This window comes from Actinophytocola algeriensis, from assembly GCF_014203735.1.
Lineage (GTDB): Bacteria > Actinomycetota > Actinomycetes > Mycobacteriales > Pseudonocardiaceae > Actinophytocola > Actinophytocola algeriensis.
Map to the genome: position 1 here is coordinate 843898 of NZ_JACHJQ010000001.1, position 17678 is coordinate 861575.

The 17678-nt window shown below is 69.4% G+C and carries 19 protein-coding genes and 2 tRNA genes; 13 read left to right on the top strand and 8 right to left on the bottom strand.

Translation table 11 applies throughout. The features are described 5' to 3' along the window. Positions 1-200: 200 nt before the first annotated feature. Positions 201-839, top strand: a complete 639-nt coding sequence (locus FHR82_RS03970; RefSeq protein ID WP_184808819.1) for an HNH endonuclease — start codon at positions 201-203, stop codon at positions 837-839. Positions 840-861: 22 nt separating this feature from the next. On the opposite strand, the gene FHR82_RS03975 is transcribed toward FHR82_RS03970, so the two are convergent. Then, entirely contained in the window at positions 862-1101 is a 240-nt protein-coding gene (locus FHR82_RS03975) for a hypothetical protein (protein WP_184808820.1), read from the bottom strand. A 301-nt stretch (positions 1102-1402) separates the two neighbouring features. Here FHR82_RS03975 and ctaJ point away from each other — a divergent pair, with 301 nt between their 5' ends. Beyond that, on the top strand, positions 1403-1645 hold the full coding sequence (gene ctaJ, locus FHR82_RS03980; RefSeq protein WP_184808821.1) for an aa3-type cytochrome oxidase subunit CtaJ: 243 nt from the start codon (positions 1403-1405) through the stop codon (positions 1643-1645). Continuing rightward, positions 1632-2129 carry a DUF5130 family protein gene (locus FHR82_RS03985; protein WP_184808822.1) on the top strand — a complete coding sequence of 166 codons (498 nt, stop codon included), beginning with the start codon at positions 1632-1634 and terminating at the stop codon, positions 2127-2129. The genes ctaJ and FHR82_RS03985 overlap by 14 nt, the downstream gene beginning before the upstream one ends. An 81-nt stretch (positions 2130-2210) precedes the next feature. On the opposite strand, the gene pepN is transcribed toward FHR82_RS03985, so the two are convergent. After that, positions 2211-4775 (bottom strand): aminopeptidase N, encoded by a 2565-nt coding sequence (gene pepN, locus FHR82_RS03990; protein WP_184808823.1) that lies wholly within the window; start codon positions 4773-4775, stop codon positions 2211-2213. A 129-nt stretch (positions 4776-4904) separates the two neighbouring features. Between pepN and FHR82_RS03995 the strand changes: the two genes are divergently transcribed. Further along, a complete protein-coding gene (locus tag FHR82_RS03995; RefSeq protein ID WP_184808824.1) occupies positions 4905-5519 on the top strand; it encodes a mycothiol-dependent nitroreductase Rv2466c family protein in 615 nt (204 codons plus the stop codon). Between the two features lie 62 nt (positions 5520-5581). Continuing rightward, complete coding sequence (locus tag FHR82_RS04000; RefSeq protein WP_184808825.1) at positions 5582-7009, top strand: aldehyde dehydrogenase family protein; 1428 nt, start codon at positions 5582-5584, stop codon at positions 7007-7009. Here the strand turns inward: FHR82_RS04000 and FHR82_RS04005 are convergent. Further along, positions 7006-7704, bottom strand: coding sequence for an MBL fold metallo-hydrolase (locus FHR82_RS04005; RefSeq protein WP_184808826.1), 699 nt, complete (start codon positions 7702-7704; stop codon positions 7006-7008). The two genes, FHR82_RS04000 and FHR82_RS04005, sit on opposite strands and share 4 nt — an antisense overlap. Further along, complete coding sequence (locus tag FHR82_RS04010) at positions 7701-8456, bottom strand: 2-phosphosulfolactate phosphatase (RefSeq protein WP_225943956.1); 756 nt, start codon at positions 8454-8456, stop codon at positions 7701-7703. Before FHR82_RS04010 ends, FHR82_RS04005 begins: the two co-directional genes overlap by 4 nt. A 27-nt stretch (positions 8457-8483) precedes the next feature. Here FHR82_RS04010 and FHR82_RS04015 point away from each other — a divergent pair, with 27 nt between their 5' ends. After that, complete coding sequence (locus tag FHR82_RS04015; protein ID WP_184808828.1) at positions 8484-8954, top strand: ribose-5-phosphate isomerase; 471 nt, start codon at positions 8484-8486, stop codon at positions 8952-8954. Between the two features lie 3 nt (positions 8955-8957). Beyond that, positions 8958-9758: an Fpg/Nei family DNA glycosylase gene (locus tag FHR82_RS04020; RefSeq protein WP_184808829.1), complete on the top strand. Its 801-nt coding sequence runs from the start codon at positions 8958-8960 to the stop codon at positions 9756-9758. A gap of 55 nt (positions 9759-9813) precedes the next feature. On the opposite strand, the gene FHR82_RS04025 is transcribed toward FHR82_RS04020, so the two are convergent. Then, positions 9814-10599, bottom strand: a complete 786-nt coding sequence (locus FHR82_RS04025) for a hypothetical protein (protein ID WP_184808830.1) — start codon at positions 10597-10599, stop codon at positions 9814-9816. 132 nt (positions 10600-10731) lie between these two features. On the opposite strand from FHR82_RS04025, the gene FHR82_RS04030 reads away from it, so the two are divergent. After that, entirely contained in the window at positions 10732-11268 is a 537-nt protein-coding gene (locus tag FHR82_RS04030) for a GNAT family N-acetyltransferase (RefSeq protein WP_184808831.1), read from the top strand. On the opposite strand, the gene FHR82_RS04035 is transcribed toward FHR82_RS04030, so the two are convergent. From FHR82_RS04035 to FHR82_RS04045, 3 genes are all read right to left on the bottom strand, one after another. Then, positions 11251-11652 carry an acyl-CoA thioesterase gene (locus FHR82_RS04035; protein ID WP_184808832.1) on the bottom strand — a complete coding sequence of 134 codons (402 nt, stop codon included), beginning with the start codon at positions 11650-11652 and terminating at the stop codon, positions 11251-11253. The genes FHR82_RS04030 and FHR82_RS04035 overlap by 18 nt on opposite strands. After that, complete coding sequence (locus FHR82_RS04040; protein WP_184808833.1) at positions 11649-12404, bottom strand: SDR family NAD(P)-dependent oxidoreductase; 756 nt, start codon at positions 12402-12404, stop codon at positions 11649-11651. Before FHR82_RS04040 ends, FHR82_RS04035 begins: the two co-directional genes overlap by 4 nt. Positions 12405-12775: 371 nt before the next feature. Continuing rightward, positions 12776-12846, bottom strand: a tRNA-Gly gene (locus tag FHR82_RS04045). Between the two features lie 79 nt (positions 12847-12925). Here FHR82_RS04045 and FHR82_RS04050 point away from each other — a divergent pair. The 5 genes from FHR82_RS04050 to clpX all read left to right on the top strand — a co-directional run bounded on the left by FHR82_RS04050 (position 12926) and on the right by clpX (position 17519). Beyond that, positions 12926-12999, top strand: a tRNA-Pro gene (locus FHR82_RS04050). Positions 13000-13205: 206 nt separating this feature from the next. Beyond that, positions 13206-14585 (top strand): trigger factor, encoded by a 1380-nt coding sequence (tig, locus tag FHR82_RS04055; RefSeq protein ID WP_184808834.1) that lies wholly within the window; start codon positions 13206-13208, stop codon positions 14583-14585. A gap of 110 nt (positions 14586-14695) precedes the next feature. After that, the gene (locus FHR82_RS04060; protein WP_311770861.1) at positions 14696-15313 is read left to right on the top strand and encodes an ATP-dependent Clp protease proteolytic subunit; all 618 of its coding nucleotides are present in this window, start codon (positions 14696-14698) and stop codon (positions 15311-15313) included. 31 nt (positions 15314-15344) lie between these two features. Next, positions 15345-15977, top strand: a complete 633-nt coding sequence (locus tag FHR82_RS04065; RefSeq protein ID WP_184808835.1) for an ATP-dependent Clp protease proteolytic subunit — start codon at positions 15345-15347, stop codon at positions 15975-15977. Positions 15978-16214: 237 nt separating this feature from the next. After that, positions 16215-17519, top strand: a complete 1305-nt coding sequence (clpX, locus tag FHR82_RS04070) for an ATP-dependent Clp protease ATP-binding subunit ClpX (RefSeq protein WP_184808836.1) — start codon at positions 16215-16217, stop codon at positions 17517-17519. Positions 17520-17678 lie beyond the last annotated feature (159 nt).

The window sequence follows — 17678 nt, forward strand, 5'->3', positions numbered from 1 at the left end:
GCCCGACGATAACGGCGCGGCAACGATGCCCGTTCAGTGGCCGGTGTGACAGAAATCGCGCGCACCGCCAGGGGCCGGGTCCCTCAAGGTCGATTCGGTCACCGATCAAGCACAGTGGCCGGACACGTTCCGCAACACGCGTGCGTTCCGGGGGTGATCTGTGGTCTGCTAGGGCTGCCAGATCCGGTGGAGGTGGTCGCGTGCCCGACCGACATCCGACTCCGATCGGCGCCGCCCGAGGGCCGGCGCCGCGGACGCCCGTGCGTCCGCAAGCCGTACCGTCGGATGCCGGCGCGACCGAGCCGCCCAGTGGCTCCCTGCCCTGGGGCAAGCGGCGCGTGCTGCTGCTCAACACCACCTTCGAGCCGCTCACGGCGTTACCCCTGCGCCGCGCGGTGGTGCTGGTCGTGTGCGGCAAGGCCGAGGTGGTCCACGGTGACCCGGCCGGGATCGTGCTGCACTCCGCGAGCGACAGCGTGGTCGTCCCGTCCGTGATCCGCCTCTCCAGCTACGTGCGCGTGCCGTACCGGGCACGCGTGCCGCTCACCAGAGCAGGCCTCATGCACCGGGACAGACATCGCTGCGCCTACTGCGGTGGCCGGGCGGAGACCATCGACCACGTGATCCCGCGCAGCCGCGGCGGCGAGCACACGTGGCAGAACTGTGTGGCGTGCTGCGTGAAGTGCAACCACCGCAAGGCCGACAAACTGCTCTCCGAGCTGGGCTGGCGGCTGCGGGTGGTGCCGAGGGCGCCGCGCGGAACGCACTGGCGCCTGCTCGCGGGCGTCATGGACACCGATCCCCAGTGGCTGCCTTACCTGGGAGAGCCGGCCGCGTAGGCCGGCTCTCCGCTGGAAAGGACTAGGACGCGGTCACCCGCGTGCCGAGCGTGACCCGGGTGCCGCGCGTGACGCGGGTGCCTGCGGTGACGCGGGTACCCCTGGTCACCCGGGTGCCGCGCGTGACCCTGGTGCCTGCCGTGACGCGTGTTCCCCGTGTGACCCTCGTGCCTCGGGTGACCCTGGTGCCAGCCGTGACGCGGGTGCCGAGGCAGGCGGACTGGTCCGAACGGGTGATGATCGACGGGCTGGTGGTCTGCATGACGGGGACTCCTCGGCGATACGGGCACGGAGAGTGCCGTGGGAAGGACCGCAAGGGCCGTACAGGTGAAAGCTATGAGGTTGAACTGTAATCGACAAGACGTAAAGCGTGACGATGCGATGTCGTTCTGTGTGTTGACGCCGTTCGCGCGTCGTGCTTCATCCCGTTGCATGAGTGACCGGTGGGCGCACGGCCCAACGCGGCTACCAGGCCCGCGGTAGCGATCACCCGATGTGATCTTGAGCGGCCCCCGCGGCTGCCGAGTGTCGCGGCCCGTCCGGGGCTGGGTAATGTGTCGCGCGTGAGCGTCGTGGAGACCATTCTGATCTACGCGGTGATCCCGCTGGCCATTTATGGCCTGGTGGCGTTGCTGACCTTGCGGGACAAGTCCACGAAGGCGCCGCGGTACCGACCGGGGCAGCCCTGGGAGTACCCGGCGGTCTGGTGGACCGCGAACCCGGCGGGCGCCGACGCGTCCGCGGTACCGACCGGTGGCGGCAAGCCGCGCCCCACGGCCAAGGGAGGCGCTCGTGGCAGCTGGTGAGGTCGTACTGCACCGCAAGCCGGGCGACATCGTCGACGAGGACGTCGAGCACGGGCACGCCGCGGTCGTGACCGCGAGCGGCCGCGTGTCGGTCGCCAGGGAGTACACGCCCGCGAAGCCGGAGCTGCCGTTCAACACGGTGCAGCTGGCCCGCCTCGACGAGGCGCTGACGCTGTCCGCCCGCTCGACGGGCCTCGGGTTCAGCGTCTACCTCGGCGACCTGGGCGCCGACACCCGCGCGACGGCCGAGCAGCTGCACGCCGAGTCCGGCGAGACCGCGCCGTCCGTGGTGCTCATCGCCGTGTCACCCGGCCAGCGCAGGGTCGAGATCGTGACCGGCGCGGACTCCACCCGCCGCCTGCCCGACCGCGCCTGCAACCTGGCGGTCATGAGCATGGTCGCGTCCTTCAAGGAGGGCGACCTGGTCGGCGGCCTGGTGAGCGGCCTGCGCATGCTCACCGACCAGGCGGGCCCCAAGCACTAGCAGACCGAAGAAGAACGCCGCGCCCTCCAGTCGGAGAGCGCGGCGTTCTCGTATCCGTGACTTCGGGCCGGGCTGTGGGAACTACGGGGTGTCGAACGCCCGGGCGGCCAGGGCCCGGAGGATCCCGGCGCGGCCTTCGGAGACCAGGCGGCGCAGGGCAGGCGGGTGGGACTCGTCTGCCAGCCACGCGTCGGCCGCGGCCACGGTGTCCTCCGACACCGCCCACGACGGGAACAGGCCCAGCGCCACCGGCTGCGCCCGCTCACTGGACCGCCGCGCCCACACGTCCGCCACGTCCGCGAAGTACCGCGCCACGTACGGCGCCAGCAGCTCCTTCTGCGTCGGGTGCGAGAAGCCCGCGATGATCGCCTCGTTCTTGGCGTTCGGCAGCTCGTCGTCGTGCACGGCCCGGCGCCACGCCTCGGCCTTCACGTCGGCGGACGGCCGCAGCGCCCGCGTCCGCTCCGCCTGCCGCTGACCGGTCGCGGTCGGGTCGGCTGTGAGCGTCGCCTCGACCTCGTCGTCGGTCGCCGCGTCGTGCGCCACCAGCGCCTGCAGCAGCCGCCAGCGCAGGTCCGTGTCCACCACGAGCCCCTCGAGCGGCGCCGACCCGTCCAGCCACCCGCGCAGCACGGCCAGCTGGTCGGCCTCGAGCACCGACCCGGTCAGCGAGTTCACGAACGCCAGCTGCTGGTCGGACTCCGTCGCCGGGTCCGCGGCCAGCGCGAACAGCCGGTCGGTGAACATCCGCCAGCCCTCGGGCGCCCACGCCGGGTCCGCGTACGAGTTGATCGCCGTCTGCGCCTGCAGCAGCAGCCGCTGCACCACGCCGACCTCGGTCTCCGCCGGCAGCCCGTGCGCCACGAGCGTCACGAAGTCCCGCGCCTTCAGCTCTGCCTCACGCGTCATCTCCCACGCCGCCGACCAGCACAGCGTGCGGGGCAGCGGCTCGGTGATGTCGCCGATCCGGTCGACCAGCGTCACCAGCGAGTCCGGGTCGAGCCGCATCGTGCAGTAGCTGAGGTCGTCGTCGTTGACCAGCACGAGCTTGCCGCGGGACACCCCGACCAGGTCCGGCACCTCGGTGCGCTCGCCCGTCACGTCCAGCTCCACGCGGTGCGTGCGCACCAGCTTGCCGTCGGCGGAGTCGTCGTACACGCCGACGGCGACCCGGTGCGTGCGCAGCTCACCGGCACCCGGCTTCGCCCCGCCCTGCGTGATCGCGAACGACGTGAACGTGCCGTCGGCGCCGACCTCGAACGAGGGCCGCAGCGAGTTCAGGCCGGTCGTCTCCAGCCACTGCGCGCTCCACCACGACAGGTCGCGCCCGGACGCCTCCTCCAGCGCCGAGAGCAGGTCGGCCAGCGTCGCGTTGCCCCACGCGTGCTTCGCGAAGTACACCCGCAGCCCGGACAGGAAGTGCTCCTGCCCCACATAGGCGACGAGCTGCTTGAGCACGGAAGCGCCCTTGGCGTAGGTGATGCCGTCGAAGTTGACCTCGACCGCCTGCAGGTCCGGGATGTCCGCCGCGACCGGGTGCGTCGACGGCAGCTGGTCCTGCCGGTACGCCCACGACTTCTCGATGTTCGCGAAGCTGGTCCACGCGTGCTTGTACTCGGTCGCGCCCGCCTGCGCGAGCACCGACGCGAACGTCGCGAACGACTCGTTCAGCCACAGGTCGTTCCACCACCGCATGGTGACCAGGTCGCCGAACCACATGTGCGCCATCTCGTGCAGCACGGTCTCGCAGCGCCGCTCGTAGGAGTAGCGGGTGACCCTGCTCCGGAACACGTAGTCCTCGAGGAAGGTCACGCAGCCCGCGTTCTCCATGGCGCCCGCGTTGAACTCCGGCACGAAGCACTGGTCGTACTTGCCGAACGGGTAGGCCACGCCGAAGTTGCTGTGGTAGAAGTCGAAACCCTGCTTGGTCTCGGTGAACAGGCGCTCGGCGTCCATGTGCTCGGCGAGCGAGGCGCGGCAGTAGATGCCGAGCGGGATCGTGGTGTGCTCGTCGGAGTACTCGTCGCGCCACTCCGCGTACGGGCCCGCCACGAGCGCGGTCACGTACGTCGACATCCGCTCGGTGGTCTCGAAGACGTGCCGGACCGCGCCCTCGGCGGTCGGCTCGCTCGACTCCACCGTCGCGTTCGAGATGACCTTCCAGTCCTCCGGGGCGGTGATCGTGAACCGGAACGTCGCCTTCAGGTCGGGCTGGTCGAAGCAGGTGAACATGCGCTTCGCGTCGGCGGTCTCGAACTGCGTGTACAGGTAGACGCCGCCGTCGACCGGGTCGGTGAACCGGTGCAGACCCTCGCCGGTGTTCATGTACCGGCAGGTCGCGGCGACGGTCAGCTCGTTCTCCTCGGCCACCGACGACAGCGCGATGCCCTTGTCCTCGGTGTAGCCGGACACGTCGACGGCGGTGCCGTTCAGGGTCGCGTTCTCCACGGACGCGGCGACCAGGTCGATCCAGGTGTCCGCGCCTGCCTCCTTGCTCGCGAAGCGCACGGTGGTGGTGGATGTGAACGTGGTGTCGCCCGGCTTGCCGCCGCCGTCCGTGAGGTCCAGCTCGACGTCGTAGGACCGGACGTCGAGCAGCGCGGCGCGCTGTTGTGCTTCGTCACGGGTCAGGTTGGGCGGGGCCACTGGTCACCTCAGGTCGTTGTTCGGAACTGACAATCCTGTTCATCGGCATCCAATCACCCAGCGGTACGGTTTGGCCCGTCAGGCGTGAAGAACGGGAAGAACTCTTCGGTTTCGCCGGTTGCTCTGGTTATGACTGCTACCAGTGAGACGAAGATCGACTTCTATTTCGACCCCTTGTGCCCGTTCGCCTGGATCACCTCCAGGTGGATTCTCGAAGTCGAGCAGCAACGTGACGTCGACCTGCGCTTCCGTGTGATGAGCCTCTCCGTGCTCAACGAGGGCCGCGACCTTCCCGAGGACTACCGGAAGATGCTCGACAACGGGTGGGGCCCCGTGCGCGTGGCGATCGCCGCCGCGCAGGCGCACGGTGAGGAGGTCCTCCGCGACCTGTACACCGCGATGGGTACCCGGATCCACAACCAGGGCAACAAAGATCTGGACGTCGTCATCAAGGAGGCGCTCGCCGAGGTCGGTCTGCCCGCGGAGCTCGCGGAGGCGGCGCACACCAGCGCCAACGACGAGGCGCTCCGCAAGAGCCACCACGAGGGCATGGACCCGGTCGGCATGGACGTCGGCACCCCGACCATCCACGTGAACGGCACCGCGTTCTTCGGCCCGGTGCTGAACTCCATCCCGCGCGGCGAGGACGCCCTGAAGGTGTTCGACGGCACAGTCGCACTGGCGAGTTTCCCCAACTTCTTCGAGCTCAAGCGCACCAGGACCGGCGATCCGTCCTTCGACTGACCCGAGTTGATGTGACAGGCTGGGCTTCAGTCCCGGCGTACGCGTCACATCACGGAGGATCGATGGCCGCCCCCACCGTCAGCACCGCCCACTTCGTCAACGGATCGTTCACCGACAGCAGCGTCGGTGGCGAGCGGATCGACGTCGTCAACCCGGCGACGGAAGAGGTCATCGCGTCGGTGCCGGCGGGCACCCAGAGCGACGCCGACGCGGCAGTACAGGCCGCTGCGTCGGCCTTCGAGGCGTGGGCCGCGACGCCGCTGTCCGAGCGCGTCGCCGCGGTCGGCCGCGTCAACGACGGTCTGCGCGCCCGCGCCGCCGAGCTGGCGGCGACGATCACCGCCGAGGTCGGCACGCCGATCATGTTCTCGCAGAAAGTGCAGGTCACCAACCCGGTCGGCATCACGGCCGGGGTGCTGGCGGAGATCGAGGCCGGCGCACTCGACCCGGTGACGTTCGGCAACTCGACGGTCGTGCGTGACCCGATCGGTGTCGTCGCCGCGATCACCCCGTGGAACTTCCCGCTCCAGCAGATGGTCGCGAAGGTGACACCCGCGCTGGTCGCGGGCAACACGGTGGTGCTGAAGCCCAGCGAGGTCGCCCCGCTGACCGCGGGCCTGCTGGCCGCGATCATCGAGGAGGCCGGGCTGCCCGCAGGCGTCTTCAACATGGTCCACGGCACCGGCCCGGTCGCGGGCGAGGCGCTGGCCGCGCACCCGCTCGTCGACATGGTGTCGTTCACCGGCTCGACCCGCGCGGGCCGCCGCGTGGCCGCCGTCGGCGCCGAGACCATCAAGAAGATCGCACTCGAGCTGGGCGGCAAGTCCGCGTCGGTGGTGCTCGACGACGCCGACCTCGCGCGCGCGGTCAAGATCACCGTCGCGAACAGCTACATGAACAACGGCCAGGCGTGCAGCGCGTTCACCCGCCTGCTGGTGCCCGCGGACCGGCACGACGAGGCCATCGAGATCGCGGCCGCCGCCGCCGCGAAGTACGTGCCCGGCGACCCGGCACTCGAGTCGACCCGCATCGGCCCGTCGGTCTCGGCGGCGCAGCGCGACCGCGTGGTCGGCTACATCCGCACGGGCGTCGAAGAGGGCGCGACGTTGGCGGCGGGCGGCCCAGACCCCGTCGAGGGCCGCGGCTACTTCGTGCGCCCGACGGTCTTCGGCAACGTCACGCCGGACATGACGATCGCGCAGGAGGAGATCTTCGGCCCGGTCCTGTCGGTCATGCCCTACACCGACACCGACGACGCCGTGCGCATCGCGAACGGCACCCAGTACGGCCTGGCCGCCGGTGTGTTCGGCGCCGACGCCGACCGGGCCCGGGCCGTGGCCGGGCGGCTGCGGGCCGGACAGGTCGACATCAACGGTGCCGCGTTCAACACCAAGGCCCCGTTCGGGGGCGTCAAGCAGTCCGGCAACGGCCGCGAGTTCGGCCGCTACGGGCTGGAGGAGTTCACCGAGCTGAAGTCGATCCAGGCCTAACGTCTGCCGCGGGCCAGGTCGTTGCGCTGGCGCCGCACGAACTCCGCGTCGACCGGGTCCCCGTGACCGGGCACGACCACGGCGGGTCTCAGATCGAGGATCCGGTCGAGCGCGGACGGCCAGTGGGACGCGTGCGAGTCCGGCCCGATCGACGGTGGCGCGCCCTGTTCCACCAGGTCACCCGCGAACACCACGTCCACGTCCGGCACGTGCACGAACACGTCGTGGTCGGTGTGCGCCGGCCCGGCGTGGACGAGCGTCACCGTGCGGCCGCCGAGGTCCAGCAGCACCTGTGAGGTGATCACCTCAGTCGGCGCGACCAACTGCGCCGAGGCGAGGCGGTCGGCCTGCTCAGCCTTGCCCTCCGACCGGTACTTCGCCGACCACACGCGCCGCTGCCGCTCGCCCTCCGCGAGGATCAGCGACCGGCACCGCTCGTGTGAGATCACCGAGGCGGGCAGGAACGCGGCCGTGCCGAAGAAGTGGTCGAAGTGCGCGTGCGTGATCACCACGGTCCACGGCAGCGGCGTCACGAACCGCACCGCGGCCGCCATCGACGCGCCGTGCACCTCGTCCGTGCCGGTGTCGATCACCAGGCAGTGCGTGTCACCCACGACGAGCCCGAGCGTCTGGTCCAGCTCGACATAACGGCGCGCGTAGACGCCGTTCGCGACTTCGACCCATCGGCCGCTCATGCGGCGAACGCGCCGTTGACCAGCACGGGCACGACCGCGCTGACGTCCACGTCGCCCGCCAGCTTCACGTCGTCGGGCACCCCGGCGGCGACCAGCTCGCGCCCGGAGACTGAGTCGGCGAGCACCGCCGGGATCCGGTCCGCGACGGCCCGGTAGGACACCGCCGCGAGCTCAGCCTCGGAAGACGGCGCCGCCCGCCCGGTCACCGCCGCGGCGATGGCGCCCGCACCGAGGTAGTCCTCGACCGACGGCCGCAGGGTCTGCTGCGGCCGCCAGCGCTCACCGCCCGCGATCACGCCGATGGGCCGGTCCCCGGCGATCGCGGCCGCTGCCGCGCCGACGGCGGACGCGTTGCGCAGGCAGCCCGCCAGCACGGTGGCGCCGGTCTCGGCGGCCACCGCGGACAGGGTCGCCCCGTTGGGTGAGGAGATCCCCAGCAGGACGTCCGGTGGCAGCTCGGTCAACGACGACGGCCGCAGCGACCACCCGGCGTGGCCGATCGACTCGTCGAGGCCGGACGGCGTCAGCACCGCACCGGCGGCCTTCGCCGCCTCGGCCGCGCGTTCGTCGTGCCACGGCAGCGGCAGGACCCGCGCGCCACGTCCCAGTGCCACGTCGACCGTGGTCGTGAACACCAGCACATCGACGACGACGAGCACCGCGCAGCGGGGACCGAGCGCACGAACACCGTCCAGGCCCCACTCGACGCGAAGGTCGAAGCCGTCCTGTTCGAAGACCGTCACCGGGCACATGCTTCCAGAACTGGCAGAATGCCGGGCGTGCGTGTCTACCTGGGTTCCGACCACGCGGGCTTCGAACTGAAGGCGCATCTCGTCAAGTACCTGTCCGACGCCGGTCACGAGGTCACCGACGTCGGCCCGGCCGAGTACGACGCCGCCGACGACTACCCGCCGTACTGCGTCGAAGCGGCGCGTCGCACGGTCGCCGACGAGGGCAGTCTCGGCGTGGTGATCGGCGGTTCCGGCAACGGTGAGCAGATCGCGGCCAACAAGGTGCCCGGCTGCCGTGCCGTGCTGGCGTACAACACCGAGACCGCCGAGCTCGGCCGCGCGCACAACGACGCGCAGGTCATCGCCGTCGGCGGGCGCATGCACAGCACCGAGGACGCCACGGCCATCGTCGAGGCGTTCCTCGCGACGTCCTTCTCCGGCGACGAGCGCCACGCCCGGCGCATCGCCATGCTGACCGACTACGAGCGCACCGGCACCCCGCCGCCGCTGCCCGCCTGAGCCGTGCCAGAGGGTCACACACTCCACCGGCTCGCCCGTCTGCACACCAAGCGGTACGGGAAACGTCCGGTCTCTGTGTCGAGCCCACAGGGCCGGTTCCCGGCGTCTGTGGTGGACGGCAGGGTGCTGGCGCGGGCGGAGGCCTACGGCAAGCACCTGTTCCACGTGTACGGCCCGGACGCGATCGTGCACGTCCACCTCGGCCTGTACGGCACGTTCACCGAGCAGCCGCTGCCGACGACGCTGCCGGTCGGCCAGGTGCGGATGCGGATGGTGGGCGAGACGCACTGGACCGACCTGCGCGGGCCGACGCGCTGCGAGGTGCTGAACGTCGCCGAACAGCGGGAGCTGCTGTCGAAGCTGGGCCCGGACCCGTTGCGCCGCAACGCGGACCCGGCCGCGGCGTACGCGCGGATCACCCGCTCGAAGCTGCCGGTGGCGGCGCTGCTGATGGAGCAGAAGATCCTCGCGGGCGTTGGCAACGTGTACCGCGCCGAGCTGCTGTTCCGCCACGGCGTGAACCCGATGCTGCCTGGCCGGGACCTCGGCGACGTCCTGTGGAAGGACATGTGGGCGGACCTGGTGGACCTGATGCGCGACGGGGTGCGCAAGGGACGCATCGACACCGTCCGCGACGAGCACCTGCCGCACGTGACCGGTCGCGCGCCGAGGGTGGACCGGCACGGCGGCGAGGTGTACGTGTACCGGCGCACCGACATGCCGTGCCTGGTGTGCGGCACGCCCGTCCGCAAGGCGGAGCTGGCGGCCCGCAACCTCTACTGGTGCCCCACCTGCCAGGCCTGAACGCGCTGAAGGGCACCTTCGGGAGTGTCCCGAAGGTGCCCTTCACGGCGTTGGGTCAGAACCCGCCGAAGTCCCCGCCACCGCCGTAGTCTCCGCCGCCGCCGTAGTCACCACCGCCGTAGTCGCCGCCGTAGTCACCACCGCTGTCGCCGCCACCGGCGTCGCCCGCGTCACCGCTCTCCGCCGCGTCGGCCTGGCCCGCGTCGTAGCCCTGCTCCCAGGCCTGCGCGTCCGGGATCCCGTACATGCCGGAGAACATCGCGCTGAACAGCAGCATCGAGCCGACACCCCAGGCACCCGCCACGAGCGCCGGCTTCCACCACGGCTCGCTGTACCAGCCCTGCGGCACCGGCCGCCCGGCCACGCGCCCACCCGGGTAGTAGTGCGGCGTCGCGTCGCTCGGCTGTGCGGAGGCCTCGAGGTCGCGGCCCTCCACGTTCACCCTGCGGTCCTCGGTGACCTTGCCCGCCCGTTCCCGCTCCGCGTCCGCGGGCAGCTCGGGGCCCGGGTCCATGTCCATGGCCAGCCGCGCGGCACGCACGTAGTACAGGCCCTCCAGGGCCGTCGACGTGACGAGCCGGGCCTGCTCGGCGGTGGCCGCCTGCTCCATCTGCGACCCCGCGGCCGTGTACCGCTCGGAGGCGTCGGCGAGCGCCTGCTTGGCAGGCTCGTTCGTGCCGACCAGGTTCACCACCTGCCCACCGAGCCGCTCGACCCAGCGCCGCGCGTCCGCCTTGGCGTCCTCGAGCCGCTGCTGTTTGGCGTTGGCCTGGTTCTTCATGTAGGTCGCCGCCAGTGCCACCACGACAAGCACCAGCACCACGACGACGATCGTCCCCATCACTGCACCTTCCGACGGCAAAGCCTTGTGAACGGACAACGGGGACGCTACGCCCGGAGTTCCGGGGTCGCGTGGCGAGTAATATTCCCGTAAGACGTGCGACCCGGCATTGGTCTGACCTATCGTGGAGGGATGGTCTTCCGCCACAGTCCGGACGAGCCGGTACTGGTGCGCGAGGCCACCCAGAACGACGCGAAAGCCATCGGCGAGGTGCACGCCGAGGCGTGGCGGGTGGCGCACCGGGACCTCTTCGAGAGCCACTGGTTGCGCAGGTTCACCGACGAGCGTCGCCGGCGCTGGAAGTCGGTCATGGCATCCCGCGACTTCGTCCGCGACACCCTGCTGGTAGCCGAGCGCGGTGACCGCCTGGTGGCGTTCGTGTACTTCGGGCCGGTCGACTACGGCGTCCGCGAGGGCGAGATCTTCGACCTGTACGCACACCCCACGGCATGGGGCAGCGGAGTCGCGTGGACGCTGATGGACAACACGTGGGAGTTGCTGGTCGACGCGAGGTACCGCCGAATCCACCTGTGGACGATCACCGGCGCCAACCGTGCCAGGCACTTCTACGAGTCGTTCGGCTTCACCCAGACCACCAGGACCCGCGAGGTCGACTTCGGGGACGGCAGACCGGTGCTGGAGGTGGAATACCTACGCAGCACCAGATAACGCCGAACGAATGTCGTCCGGCATCGGCTTGGGCACCAAAGTGGACGAGTCGACGAACACGTGCCGCATCTCCCCGTCGGCGACAAGCCGTTCCCCGACCCGGTACTCGGGCCGAATGATCAGGCTCGTGTTCCCGAGGTGCGCGACCGGCATCGAGATGTCGAGGACTTCGTCGAACCGCGCCGCACTGCGGTAACGAAGCGTCGCCTCGGCCACGACGACGTCGAACCCACGCCCCACCATCTCCTGGTACGGCGAGATCCGGTCCCGCCACAGCTCGGTGAGCGCGTTGTCGTAGTAGAAGAGGTAGTGCCCGTTGAAGACAACCCCTTGCTGATCACACTCGCTGTACCGAACCCGAAGCCGATGAACGAAGACGCTCACCGCTCACCCACAGCGTCACTGCCGGCGAACCGGCTGAGCCGAGCAGCGGCCTGGGGGGCCAGCTGCCCGAAGACAACCCCGGCCCGCCGGACAGGATCGGCGACATCCACTTCGGCCCGATCATGCCGGACCGCCCGAACCACAGCAGCGGCAACATCGTCAGGCGACTTGGCCTGAAACCCAGCCGGAAGAGCAACCCCGTCGGGTGCTGCCGCGTCGGAGACCGCCCCGACGTTCACCAGGGACACCCCGACCCCCAGCGGCCCCCAGTCCTGCCGAAGCGCGAGAGCGAACCCCCGGACCCCGAACCACGCGGCACTGTGCAACGAGGACGCGGGCCCGACCGTCTTCCCTCCCAGGGAGGAAACGAAGACGATGTGCCCGGACCCGCGGGCAACCATCCGCTCCCCGACAAGCCGGGCGAGTGTCAGCGGAACCCGCAGGTTGACGTCAAGCACCCGGTCAACCTCATCAAGCGAGTGATCGGTGAGCAACCCACCCCCGTCGACCCCGGCCGCGAGCACGAGCAGGTCGACGTCCCCAGCGAAGTCGACCACCCGCACCAGCTCATCCCGGTCCGCGAGATCGGCGACAACCCCCCGCCCGTCAACCTCAGCGGCGACGGCCTCGACCAGCTCCCCCCGCAACCCGGTGACGGTGAGCGAACACCCTTCCCCCCGCAACCGCCGGGCAACAGCCCGCCCCAGCCCCCCAGTGGCCCCGGTAACAAGAGCGGCCCCACGAATCTCCATGGCGGGATGGTAATCGCCCAGGCAGAACCCCCACGCCCCACAGCCCGCGTCCAACCGCGCCAACAAGCACTAGGACACCCACGAGGAACAGGCGCGACCGAGAGCGGCGCGAGGAGATCCCGAAGGACGAGGGCAGAGAGAGAACTGAGCAGAGAGAGAACCGGGCAGAGAGAGAACCGGGCAGCGGAACGAGACATTGCCCCCAGAGGAGAACCCAAGGCAACCCCGCGAAGCTCAAGCAACAGGCACGAAACCGGCGAAGGGGGTCCGGGGGCGAAGCCCGCCGGGCGGGACGCGGGGGTTGCACCCCCACAAGAAATGGCGAGTGAGCAGGGCGAGCGCTCTCCGCGAGCAGGGGTGCCCCACGAACGAGCGGGTGACGGGAATCGAACCCGCATGACCAGCTTGGAAGGCTGGGGCTCTGCCATTGAGCTACACCCGCGTGCGCCGCTACCGGGCGGCGCGAGGACAGCCTAGCGTGCCGCGTTAAGCTGTGGCGGGTGTCCCTGGTGAGGGACCGCCGGGATGTGGCGCAGCTTGGTAGCGCATTCGCTTTGGGAGCGAAGGGTCGCAGGTTCAAATCCTGTCATCCCGACTCGACTCTGGGAGGAGTCTGTCCGCGCGGGCGCGGACCAGTGTCGTCTCGTTGTCTCGTCATGGGGTCAAGCCCCCAAGCCCCTATGACTGGGCGGGCGCAGGCGGCGAGAACGCCAGGTCGGCACCCGCCCGCCTCGCCTGACCGTGAGTTCCATACACTCGCGAGAGCCCAAACCGGTCAACCCAGCTACCCAGGAGATCACGTTGAAGAGCACCGTCGAGCACCTGAGCCCGACGCGGGTCCGGATCAACGTCGAGGTGCCGTTCGACGAGCTCAAGCCGAACTTCGACCGCGCGTACAAGAAACTCGCCGCACAGGTCCGCATCCCCGGCTTCCGCCCCGGCAAGGCACCCGCCCGGGTCATCGAGTCCCGCATCGGCCGCGCGCCGATCCTCGACGAGGTCGTCAACGAGGCCATTCCGGCCAAGTACATGGAGGCGATCACGGAGGGCGAGGTCCGGACGCTGGGCCAGCCCAACATCGAGGTCACGAAGCTGGAGGACGGCGACCACATCGCGTTCACGGCCGAGGTGGACATCCGGCCGGACATCACGATCCCGGCGTTCGGCGAGCTGTCGGTCACGGTGGACGACCTGGAGCTGGCCGACGACGAGGTGAACGAGCAGCTGGACGAGCTGCGCGCCCGGTTCGGCACGTTGACCGGGGTGGAGCGCGCCGCGGAGAACGGTGACTTCGTCTCGATCGACCTGGCCGCGACGGTGGACGGCCAGGAGGTCGAGGAGGCCAAGACCAGCGGCCTGTCCTACGAGGTCGGCTCGGGCGAGATGATCGAGGGCATCGACGAGGCCATCACCGGCACGTCGGCAGGCGAGTCGGCGACGTTCACGACGAAGCTGGTCGCGGGCGAGTTCGCCGGGCAGGACGCCGAGGTCACCGTGACGGTGAACTCGGTCAAGGTCCGTGAGCTACCGGAGCCGGACGACGAGTTCGCCCAGCTGGCGTCGGAGTTCGACACGATCGACGAGCTGAAGAGCGACCTGCGCGAGCGCCTGACCCGCGTCAAGAAGATGCAGCAGGGCGTCCAGGCGCGCGACAAGGTCCTCGAGGCGCTGCTCGAGGTCACCGAGGTGCCGCTGCCGGAGAAGGTCGTCGAGTCCGAGGTCGAGGTCCGCAAGCACGACGCGGTCCACACGTTCGACCACGACGAGGCGAAGTTCGAGGAGTTCCTCACGTCCCAGGGGCAGACCCTGGAGCAGTTCAACACCGACGTGCAGGAAGAGGCCGAGAAGGCCGTCAAGACGCAGCTGGTCCTGGACTCGATCGCCGACGCCGAGAACGTGAACGTCGACGACAACGAGCTGACCGAGCGGATCATCTACCAGGCGCAGCGGTTCGGCATCAGCCCTGACGAGTACGTGCAGCGCGCGCAGCAGTCGGGCCAGCTCGGCGCGATCTTCGCGGACGTGCGCCGCGGCAAGGCGCTGGCCTCGGTCGTCCGCCTGGCGACGGTGACCGACGCGAGCGGCAACGCGGTCGACCTGGAGGAGCTGTTCGGTCCTCGTGAGGCCGCCCAGGAAGAGCCGGCCGCTAATGCGCCGGTAGAGGATGCCGAGAGTAAGTGACGCTCTGAGCGAACTCGGGCGGTGTCGGGCATTCGATGCCGCCCGCCTTCGTTAATGTCGGACGTGACACCAGATCAACCTCGCAACCAGAGCGGAGAAGGCAGGCGAACGTGACGCATCCACGGCAGACGCCCGACATGCGGTCGGGCACCGCGGGACTCACCCTGAACGACTCGGTGTACGAGCGGCTGCTCCGTGAGCGCATCGTGTTCCTCGGTTCCGAGGTCGACGACGAGATCGCGAACCGGATCACGGCGCAGCTGCTGCTGCTCGCCGCTGAAGACGCCGAGAAGGACATCGTCTTCTACATCAACTCGCCAGGCGGTTCCGTCTCGGCGGGCATGGCGATCTACGACACGATGATGCTCATCGAGCCGGACGTCCAGACGTGGGCGATGGGCATGGCGGCCTCCATGGGCCAGTTCCTGCTCAGCGCCGGCCAGCCCGGCAAGCGCTACGCCCTGCCGCACGCGCGGATCATGATGCACCAGCCGTCCGGTGGTGTCGGTGGCACGGCCTCCGACATCGCGATCCGGGCCGAGGTGCTGAACAAGTGGAAGCGTGAGATGGCGGAGCTGACCGCCGAGCAGACTGGGCAGACCGTCGAGCAGATCACCCAGGACGCCGACCGCGACCGCTGGTTCACCGCCCCGGAAGCCCTCACCTACGGCTTCATCGACCAGGTGGTCAACCGCGCGAGCCAGACCCCCAACGGCAGCGGCAGCTGACGCGGGTCACGAGACCTGAGGAGAACACATCGTGAGTAACCCTTACTCTCCGCAGTCCCGGTACGTGCTGCCGTCCTTCGTCGAGCGCACGAGCTACGGGGTCAAGGAGTCCAACCCGTACAACAAGCTGTTCGAAGAGCGGATCATCTTCGTCGGCGTGCAGATCGACGACGCGTCGGCCAACGACGTGATGGCGCAGCTGCTGTACCTGGAGTCGGTCGACCCCGACCGCGACATCACCATGTACATCAACTCGCCCGGTGGGTCGTTCACGTCGCTGATGGCGATCTACGACACCATGCAGTTCGCGCGGCCCGACGTGCAGACCTTCTGCCTCGGCCAGGCCGCTTCCGCGGCCGCGGTGCTGCTGGCGGCGGGCACCCCCGGCAAGCGTTTCGCGCTGCCGAACGCCCGTGTGCTGATCCACCAGCCCGCCATGGAGGGCGTCTACGGGCAGGTCTCGGACCTGGAGATCCAGGCCAACGAGATCCAGCGCGTGCGCCGTCTCATGGAGGAGACGCTGGCTCGGCACACCAACCGGGACGCCGAGCAGATCCGCAAGGACATCGAGCGCGACAAGATTCTGACGGCCGACGAGGCCAAGGCGTACGGCATCGTCGACGACGTGCTTCCCTACCGGAAGCTGTCGGCGAACCGGCCCTGATCCGGCTGGCAGGTGGCTCCGGACCGTAGTTTTCCGGGGCCACCTGATCGGCCGAATCCGACAACTCGGCGGTCAGGTTCTCCCATTGAGTGGGGGTTGGCAGGTACCGTCGAAGGCAACAGGCACGACCGGGCCTGGAGTGGAGTGCGCGACACTCGTACTCGAAGGGCCCGTACAAGGCCACAGATCCAGGCTTGCTCACTCAGGGCACGCCGGAGGGGACAGAGGTCAGCGGTCATGGCGCGTATCGGCGACGGCGGAGACCTGCTGAAGTGCTCTTTCTGCGGGAAGAGCCAAAAGCAGGTGAAGAAACTCATCGCCGGCCCCGGCGTGTACATCTGCGACGAATGCATCGACCTCTGCAACGAGATCATCGAGGAAGAGCTGGCCGAGGCCGGTGACGTCAAGCTCGACGAGCTGCCCAAGCCCGCCGAGATCGACGAGTTCCTCGACCAGTACGTGATCGGCCAGGACGAGGCCAAGCGCACGCTGGCCGTGGCCGTCTACAACCACTACAAGCGCATCCAGGCCGGTGACCGCGCCCGGCCGGAGACGCGTGAGGGCGGTCGCGAGTCCCGCGAGGAGACCGTCGAGCTCACCAAGTCGAACATCCTGCTGCTCGGCCCGACGGGCTGCGGCAAGACGTACCTGGCGCAGACGCTCGCGAAGCTGCTGAACGTTCCGTTCGCCATCGCGGACGCGACCGCGCTGACCGAGGCGGGCTACGTCGGTGAGGACGTCGAGAACATCCTCCTGAAGCTGATCCAGGCCGCCGACTACGACGTGAAGCGCGCCGAGACCGGCATCATCTACATCGACGAGGTCGACAAGATCGCCCGCAAGTCCGAGAACCCGTCCATCACCAGGGACGTCTCCGGCGAGGGCGTGCAGCAGGCGCTGCTGAAGATCCTTGAGGGCACCACCGCGTCAGTGCCGCCGCAGGGTGGTCGCAAGCACCCGCACCAGGAGTTCATCCAGATCGACACCACCAACGTGCTGTTCATCGTGGCCGGCGCGTTCGCGGGCCTCGAGAAGATCATCCAGGACCGCGTCGGCAAGCGCGGCCTCGGCTTCGGCGCCGAGATCCGGTCGAAGGCGGACATCGACAACGCCGACTTCTTCGCCGACACCATGCCGGAGGACCTGATCAAGTTCGGTCTGATCCCCGAGTTCATCGGGCGTCTGCCGGTCGTGGCCTCCGTGACCAACCTCGACAAGACGTCGCTGGTGCAGATCCTCACGGCGCCGCGCAACGCGCTGGTGAAGCAGTACCAGAAGCTGTTCGAGATGGACGGCGTGGAGCTGGAGTTCACCGACGCGGCGCTCGAGGCCATCGCCGACCAGGCGATTCTCCGTGGGACCGGTGCTCGTGGGCTCCGGGCCATCATGGAGGAGGTGCTGCAGACCGTCATGTACGACATTCCTTCGCGGTCTGACGTCGCCAAGGTGGTCATCACCGAGCAGACGGTCCGGGAGAACGTGAACCCGACGATCGTGGCTCGTCAGCCTTCGCGTCGGGAGCGTCGCGAGAAGTCCGCCTGAGTTTTCGGGGACGGGGCCCGGGATTGTTCCGGGCCCCGTCGTCGCGTCCTGGGCGCCTGCGCCAGGAGTTCGTGCGGGTTCCCTGGTGGAGAAACGCTCGAGTACGCCGCGACGGTCGACCACGGTGTGTGATCGGCCTTCGCGTGGTCTTGCTCCTTC

Excerpts from the sequence above, each read along its gene's own strand:
- FHR82_RS03975 (WP_184808820.1), bottom strand. The coding sequence starts at position 1,101 with ATGCAGACCACCAGCCCGTCGATCATCACCCGTTCGGACCAGTCCGCC.
- FHR82_RS03995 (WP_184808824.1), top strand. The coding sequence starts at position 4,905 with ATGACTGCTACCAGTGAGACGAAGATCGACTTCTATTTCGACCCCTTG.
- FHR82_RS04000 (WP_184808825.1), top strand. The coding sequence starts at position 5,582 with ATGGCCGCCCCCACCGTCAGCACCGCCCACTTCGTCAACGGATCGTTC.
- FHR82_RS04005 (WP_184808826.1), bottom strand. The coding sequence starts at position 7,704 with ATGAGCGGCCGATGGGTCGAAGTCGCGAACGGCGTCTACGCGCGCCGT.
- FHR82_RS04010 (WP_225943956.1), bottom strand. The coding sequence starts at position 8,456 with ATGTGCCCGGTGACGGTCTTCGAACAGGACGGCTTCGACCTTCGCGTC.
- FHR82_RS04025 (WP_184808830.1), bottom strand. The coding sequence starts at position 10,599 with ATGGGGACGATCGTCGTCGTGGTGCTGGTGCTTGTCGTGGTGGCACTG.
- FHR82_RS04030 (WP_184808831.1), top strand. The coding sequence starts at position 10,732 with ATGGTCTTCCGCCACAGTCCGGACGAGCCGGTACTGGTGCGCGAGGCC.
- FHR82_RS04040 (WP_184808833.1), bottom strand. The coding sequence starts at position 12,404 with ATGGAGATTCGTGGGGCCGCTCTTGTTACCGGGGCCACTGGGGGGCTG.
- clpX (WP_184808836.1), top strand. The coding sequence starts at position 16,215 with ATGGCGCGTATCGGCGACGGCGGAGACCTGCTGAAGTGCTCTTTCTGC.